This is a genomic window from Pseudactinotalea sp. (assembly GCF_048594945.1).
Classification (GTDB): domain Bacteria; phylum Actinomycetota; class Actinomycetes; order Actinomycetales; family Beutenbergiaceae; genus Pseudactinotalea.
Genome location: NZ_JBMDXJ010000111.1, coordinates 1 through 5,771 on the forward strand (window position 1 = coordinate 1; position 5,771 = coordinate 5,771).

The following is a 5,771-nucleotide window of genomic DNA, read 5'->3' on the forward strand; positions in this document are numbered from 1 at the left end:
TCGACGTGCTGGTCAACAACGCGGCCGCGCCGATGCTGGGGCGGGTGCCGTTCTTCGACCTGACGCTGGCGGACTGGGACCGGCAGTTCGACATCGCCGCACGCGGCACCTACCTGTGCACGCGCGAGGCAGCGGCACGGATGGCACCCGGCAGCAGCGTCATCAACATCTCCTCAATCGGCGCCACCAAGGCGCACCGTGAGGCGGTCGCGTACGACGCGAGCAAGGGCGCCATCGAAGCCTTCACGCGCGCTGCGGCACTCGAGCTGGCACCGCGGGGGATCCGGGTCAACGCGATCGCACCCGGCGCCATCTCGAACGACCGTTATGAAGCTCTCGATCCCGCCGTGCAGGCACGCGAGGTCACGCCGATCCCGATGGGTCGGGCCGGCAGCGGAGGCGAGGTCGCGGGCGTCGCGGCCTTCCTCGCCTCCGCCGACGCTGCGTACATCACCGGTCAGGTCATCACCATCGACGGTGGGCTGACGGCACAGGCCAGGCAGGCGTCGTCGGAGATCGTCATCGACACGAAGGGCAGCATCCCCGCATGAACGCCGTCACACCGGATCTGGGCGGCGTCACCGCCGTTCTCGTCACCGCGTACCGGGAGGAGACCGACCGGGTCGATCCCGGCACGATCACCGAGATCGCCGCACGGGTGGCGGGGGCCGGAATGCCGGTGCTGACCGCGCTCGGCAACACTGCCGAGGTGCAGCAGCTCGAGCGAAGCGAGCGGCACGCGGTGCTGCGAGCCGTCTCCGAGGTGAAGGACGCAGCGGCGCTGATAGCCGGCGTGGCCGGATCGGTCCGCGAGATGCTGCACGACGCCGAGACCGCCGCACAGCTCGGCTACCACGCGGTGATGGTCCACGAGCCGAGCGACCCGTTCGGGGACGCGGCCGGACACGTGGCGCTCTACCACCAGATCGCCGAGCGCAGCCCGCTCCCGGTGGTGCTCTACCTGCGTTCGCATCGACTCGACGCGACGCACATCGCCGAGGCGGTGTCGCCGTCGCGCATCATCGCGGTCAAATACGCGCGGACGGACCTGCATACGCTCACCGCTGCGATGGGGAGCACGGAGGCCGGCGCCTGTACGTGGGTGAACGGGCTCGCGGAATCGCAGGTGCCCGCGTTCGCGGGTGTGGGGGTGACGCACTTCACGTCGGGGATCGCGAATGCGCGCCCCGACATCGCGCTGGCAATCCACGCGGCCGTCACATCGGGCGACCTGCGGCGGCTGACCCAGCTTCTGGCTGACTACGCCAGGCCGGTCGAGGCCGTGCGCGCGGACGGCGGTGGGCGATACAACGTGTCCGCGATCAAGCAGCTGCTTCGGTGGCAGGGCATCGAGGCCGGCGGGGTCCGGCCACCGCACTCACCGCTCAGCGACGGTGCTCGCGCAGAGCTCGACGCCGTGCGTGAGTATGGCCTTCAGTCCGCCGTGGCATGAACGGGAGTCGCGACATGGAACGTCCCCAGGCTGCCGCGATCTTCGGTGCCGGCATCGCCGACCAGGTGCTGAGCGGAGTCGATCGCGCCCGGTGGGAGCGGCTCGTCGACGCCGATGGCCTTCACACCTCCACGGAGTCGCTGCTCGCAACGCCACAGCTCGCACAGGTGCAGGTGCTGCTCACCGGCTGGGGCGGCCCGCGCCTTCGGCCCGAGCTGCTCGCCCGGATGCCCGCACTTCAGCTCGTGCTGTATGCGGCGGGTTCGGTGCGGCACCTGGCCACCGACGAGTTCTGGGATCGGGAGATCGCACTCGTCTCGGCGGCGGACGCGAACAACGAGCCCGTGGCCGATTACGTGCACGCCGCGATCGTGATGGCGCTGAAGGGTGAGCACCACGCGCAGGCGCACCTGCGGCGAGAGCGGAGCTACCCCTCCGATCAGGGCCACCTAGGCATCTATGGGCAGATCGTGGGGCTCGTCGGGTTCGGCTCGATCGCTCGCAAGGTCGCGGCACGGCTGCGGGCGCTGGAGACAACGTTGCTGGTGTTCGATCCCTACCTCACGGCTGCGGACGCCGAGGACCACGGCGTGGAGCGGGTCGAGACGCTCGTGGACCTGTTCGAGCGCAGTCAGGTGGTCAGCGTGCACGCGCCATGGATCTCCGGCGTCAACGACGGAATGATCGGGCGCTCCGAGCTGGAAGCGCTGCCACACGGCGCCGCGTTCCTCAACACCGCCCGCGGGGCGCTCGTGGACGAGGCCGCGCTGGCCGATGTGCTGCGCGCACGTCCGGACCTGTTCGCCAACCTCGACGTCACCCGGCCCGAGCCGCCCGAACCCGACTCGCCGCTGTGGGATCTGCCCAATGTGCGGCTGACCGGTCATATCGCCGGGAGCATCGGGACCGAGCGCACCCGGCTGGGCCGGCTCGTGATCGACGAGTTGGAGCGCTGGCTCGCAGGTCAGGAGCTGCGCCATCGTGTGACCGCCGAGGAAGCCAGGACCCGGGCGTGAGCACCGACCGGATCGAGATCTTCGCGCACCCGAACGGGTCGCGGTACGGCGACGGCTCCCAGGGGTACCCGGTGGGTGACCTGGCCACCGCGATGCGGCTCGTGCGAGCACGGCGCGAGCCTGGTCAGCGCGCGGTCGTGTGGCTCGCGGGTGGCCGGTACGCGCACCACGAGACTCTCCTGCTGGGGCCTGCCGACTCGTTCACCTCCTTCGTGGCGCTGGACGGCGTTGCTCCCCCGGTCTTCGATGGTTCCGTCGTGTTGGACGACTGGCGGGAGGTGACAGTCAACGGGGTGCCGGCCCTGGCAGCCCCGGCGCCCGAGCGCGGGGGGCGAGCTCTCTACGTCGAGGGTGAGCGCCGTCGTCGTCCTCGATGGCCCCGCGAGGGGCGACTGCGGATGGAAGCTGCGGGGACGCTCGACCCGGCGGCCCACGGAGTCGGCACGATGTTCGACGGCGGCGACGCCTTCACCTACGCCGCGGGCGACATCCCTGAGCTGGCGCAGCCGGGCCACGTCGAGGTGGTGGTACCGCACTACTGGGTGCAGGAACGGCTTCCGATCGGATCTCTCGATCCTTCAACTCGCACGATCACCAGCCCGCACCGGAGCTTGTTCGCCCTGCGTGACGATGCCACGAAGAAGTTTGCGACCTACTGGCTCGACAACGTGGCCGAGGCCCTGGGCGACCAACCCGGCGAGTGGTACCTGGACTCCGATGGCAGCGTCAGCGGGCTCGACGGTCCACACGTGCTGTACGTGCCGATGCCCGGCGAGGACGCCGATTCGTTCCAGGCACGACTCCCGGTGGTCGAGGCGTTCGTCTCGATCGAAGGGGCGACGGACGCTCCGGTGCGCGAGGTGCGCTTCGAGAACGTGCGCTTCACCTACGCGGAGTTCGCGGTGCCGCCGGCTGCCGTGCCGCCGTTCGGAGTGCGCGAGGACCCGCTCCTGGAGGTGCGTGAGTACGGGTCCGAGGTGCAGGCCGCAAGCGAGGTGCCGGCGGCGATCCGGTTGCGGCACGCCCGCGCGTGCGCATTCGTGGGCGGCGGCGTGGAGCACGTGGGCGGGTACGCGATCTCGTTGGAGGACGGCACGCGCGGCACGCTGATCTCGGGCGGCAGGTTCGCGGATCTTGGTGCTGGCGCGGTGAAAGCCGGTGGTGCGGCCGACGCCTCGTCGTCGGGCTTCGTGAGCCACAACGAGATCAGCGACAACTCGATCGAGCGGGGTGGGCGCGCGTACCCCGGCTGCGTGGCGATCCTGCTGCAGCATGCCGCCCACCACGTGATCGCGCACAACGAGGTGAGCGACTTCTTCTACAGCGCGATCTCGGTGGGTTGGGTGTGGGACTACCACCCGAGCGCGTCGGTAGCGAACCTCATCGAGGCCAACCACCTGCACCACCTCGGGCAGGGCGAGCTCAATGACATGGGCGGCATCTACCTGCTGGGGATCGCCCCCGGAACGGTGGTGCGCGGCAACCACATCCACGACGTGCAGTGCCGCAACTACGGAGGCTGGGGCATCTACCTCGATGAGGCATCGTCGCACGTGCTAGTTGAAGGAAACACCGTGCACGACACCTCCAGCAACTGCCTCCACCTGCACTACGGCCGCGAGAACATCGTGCGCGACAACCTGTTCGCGTTCGCTGGCGACGGGCAGGTCGCGATCAGTCGCCCCGAGGAGCACGTGGGCCTGACCTTCACCGGCAACGTGGTGCTGGGCGACGGCCGGCCTGCCTTCAGCGGGCACGACGGCAGGCCCGACGACGTGCGGTCCTTCAACGTGCGCAGCGATCTCAACCTGTTCTGGGACTACGCACCGCGACCGGGTTCGGTAATCGCCGCGAACGGCGGGCACCAGCCGGGCGAGCGCCTGTGGGCGGTGACGGACGCACGTGACGAGGACTGGCTCGCTGCCGGCCGAGACCGCCACTCGGTCGTGCTGGACCCTGACGTGCGAGACGTCGCCGCACGCGACTTCACGCCGGGTACGAACTCGCCGGTGCACGAGCTCGGCATCCGCGTGCCGAGCACGGCCGCCGCCGGGCCTCGCCCGCAGGCGGAGCGCCGGCACCCGCTGGTCGCCTCGACCGCACCCGACCCGTACCCGCCCACCCGCGCGCGCTCGGTGTTCTAGTTTCCCCGGGACCTCGCCTCCTCCCCGGGGCGCCCAGACCCGATTTCACTGACGAAACGTCGCACTCGTAGGCGCCGGGCGGCCTCGCCCCTCGGCGACCTCGGCGCCATAGAGTCGAGGCCATGCCAGCGCCCCGAGCAGTGCTTCTGGACGTCTTCGAGACGGTGCTGACAGTCGACTTCGACGCAGTGTTCAACGGGCTGGCCGAGGCTTCAGGGGTGGGCAAGGAGCATTGGCTCGCCGGTCTCGACGAGGTGCGGCATGGCTTGATGACGGGCACAGTCTCTCCGGCTGACGCCGTCACCGTCGTCTTCGATCGCGCTCACGCGACGCCAAAGAATGTGTCCGCCCTGGTCCGTCGCGACCCCGAGTGCTTCTGGAGTACGCGACCGTCTATCCCGACGTGGTCCCGTTCTTGACTGAGCTGCGTGACCGAGGCATCGCCGCCGCATTCGTCAGCAACTGCGCTCCCAATGCAGCACCGTTGCTCAGCCACCTCGGTCTCACGGCGCAGGTCGACGCCGTGATCCTCTCGTGTGAGGTCGGCTCGACGAAGCCCGATGCCGAGATCTACATGCGCGCGCTCGAAGCGCTTGCGGTTGACGCGTCGGGCGCGGTCTTCGTGGATGACCAGGCCACATACTGCGCCGGCGCCGAAGCGATCGGCCTCACGGCCGTACGGATCGACCGCCACGGCACGGCGCAGGGAGCCGTGCAGTCGCTCGAGGACGTCCTGCGGTTGTTGTGAATGCGCAGTGCTGCGGTGCTCCAACCCCGCCGCCGAGCGCCTCAGCGTGCTCGCCCAAGCCGGTTCTGTTCTCGATTCGGGTGATGCCCGACGGCGGTGCTCGGGTGAGGTAGTTCCGTCCCGGTTTCGTTGATTTTCCGCCGTTTCGGGGCGATGTCGGAGGTCGGTGGTGTAGTAGCTCGCATGGATGCACTTCCTCTCGGACTGGTTGGCGACGGCGCGTTGCGTGCTGCCGTTGCGGCTGATCGTGAGGTGACTCGGATGGAGGGGGTGCGGCTGGATCACCTGGCCCAGTACTTGGGTGAGGTGTCTGAGGAGTGGGAGGCGCCCACGCCTGGTCCTGGGGTAGAGCAGGCGGTCCGGTTGGGTGGTCCGGGGACTCCGGCGGTGCCGGAGTTCGCGGTCTGTGA

Annotated in this window: 7 protein-coding genes; all 7 read left to right on the forward strand. The window is 69.5% G+C overall.

The genetic code is table 11. The features are described 5' to 3' along the window. Positions 1 to 551, forward strand: a 551-nt coding sequence (locus ACOJSN_RS05240; RefSeq protein ID WP_420111455.1) for an SDR family NAD(P)-dependent oxidoreductase, incomplete at its 5' end; no start/stop codon positions are given. Then, the gene (locus tag ACOJSN_RS05245) at positions 548 to 1,453 is read left to right on the forward strand and encodes a dihydrodipicolinate synthase family protein (protein ID WP_420111456.1); all 906 of its coding nucleotides are present in this window, start codon (positions 548 to 550) and stop codon (positions 1,451 to 1,453) included. The genes ACOJSN_RS05240 and ACOJSN_RS05245, both read left to right, overlap by 4 nt. A gap of 14 nt (positions 1,454 to 1,467) precedes the next feature. Further along, on the forward strand, positions 1,468 to 2,469 hold the full coding sequence (locus ACOJSN_RS05250) for a hydroxyacid dehydrogenase (RefSeq protein ID WP_420111457.1): 1,002 nt from the start codon (positions 1,468 to 1,470) through the stop codon (positions 2,467 to 2,469). Then, complete coding sequence (locus tag ACOJSN_RS05255; RefSeq protein ID WP_420111458.1) at positions 2,466 to 4,613, forward strand: right-handed parallel beta-helix repeat-containing protein; 2,148 nt, start codon at positions 2,466 to 2,468, stop codon at positions 4,611 to 4,613. Before ACOJSN_RS05250 ends, ACOJSN_RS05255 begins: the two co-directional genes overlap by 4 nt. Positions 4,614 to 4,753: 140 nt before the next feature. Beyond that, positions 4,754 to 5,032: a hypothetical protein gene (locus ACOJSN_RS05260; RefSeq protein ID WP_420111459.1), complete on the forward strand. Its 279-nt coding sequence runs from the start codon at positions 4,754 to 4,756 to the stop codon at positions 5,030 to 5,032. After that, entirely contained in the window at positions 5,029 to 5,361 is a 333-nt protein-coding gene (locus ACOJSN_RS05265) for an HAD family hydrolase (protein ID WP_420111460.1), read from the forward strand. The genes ACOJSN_RS05260 and ACOJSN_RS05265 overlap by 4 nt, the downstream gene beginning before the upstream one ends. Before the next feature lie 183 nt (positions 5,362 to 5,544). Then, a partial coding sequence (locus ACOJSN_RS05270) for a hypothetical protein (RefSeq protein ID WP_420111461.1) occupies positions 5,545 to 5,771 on the forward strand: 227 nt, incomplete at its 3' end.

Bases quoted from the DNA above. Each gene is read 5' to 3' on its own strand.
- ACOJSN_RS05250 (WP_420111457.1), top strand. From the start codon at position 1,468: ATGGAACGTCCCCAGGCTGCCGCGATCTTCGGTGCCGGCATCGCCGAC.
- ACOJSN_RS05245 (WP_420111456.1), top strand. From the start codon at position 548: ATGAACGCCGTCACACCGGATCTGGGCGGCGTCACCGCCGTTCTCGTC.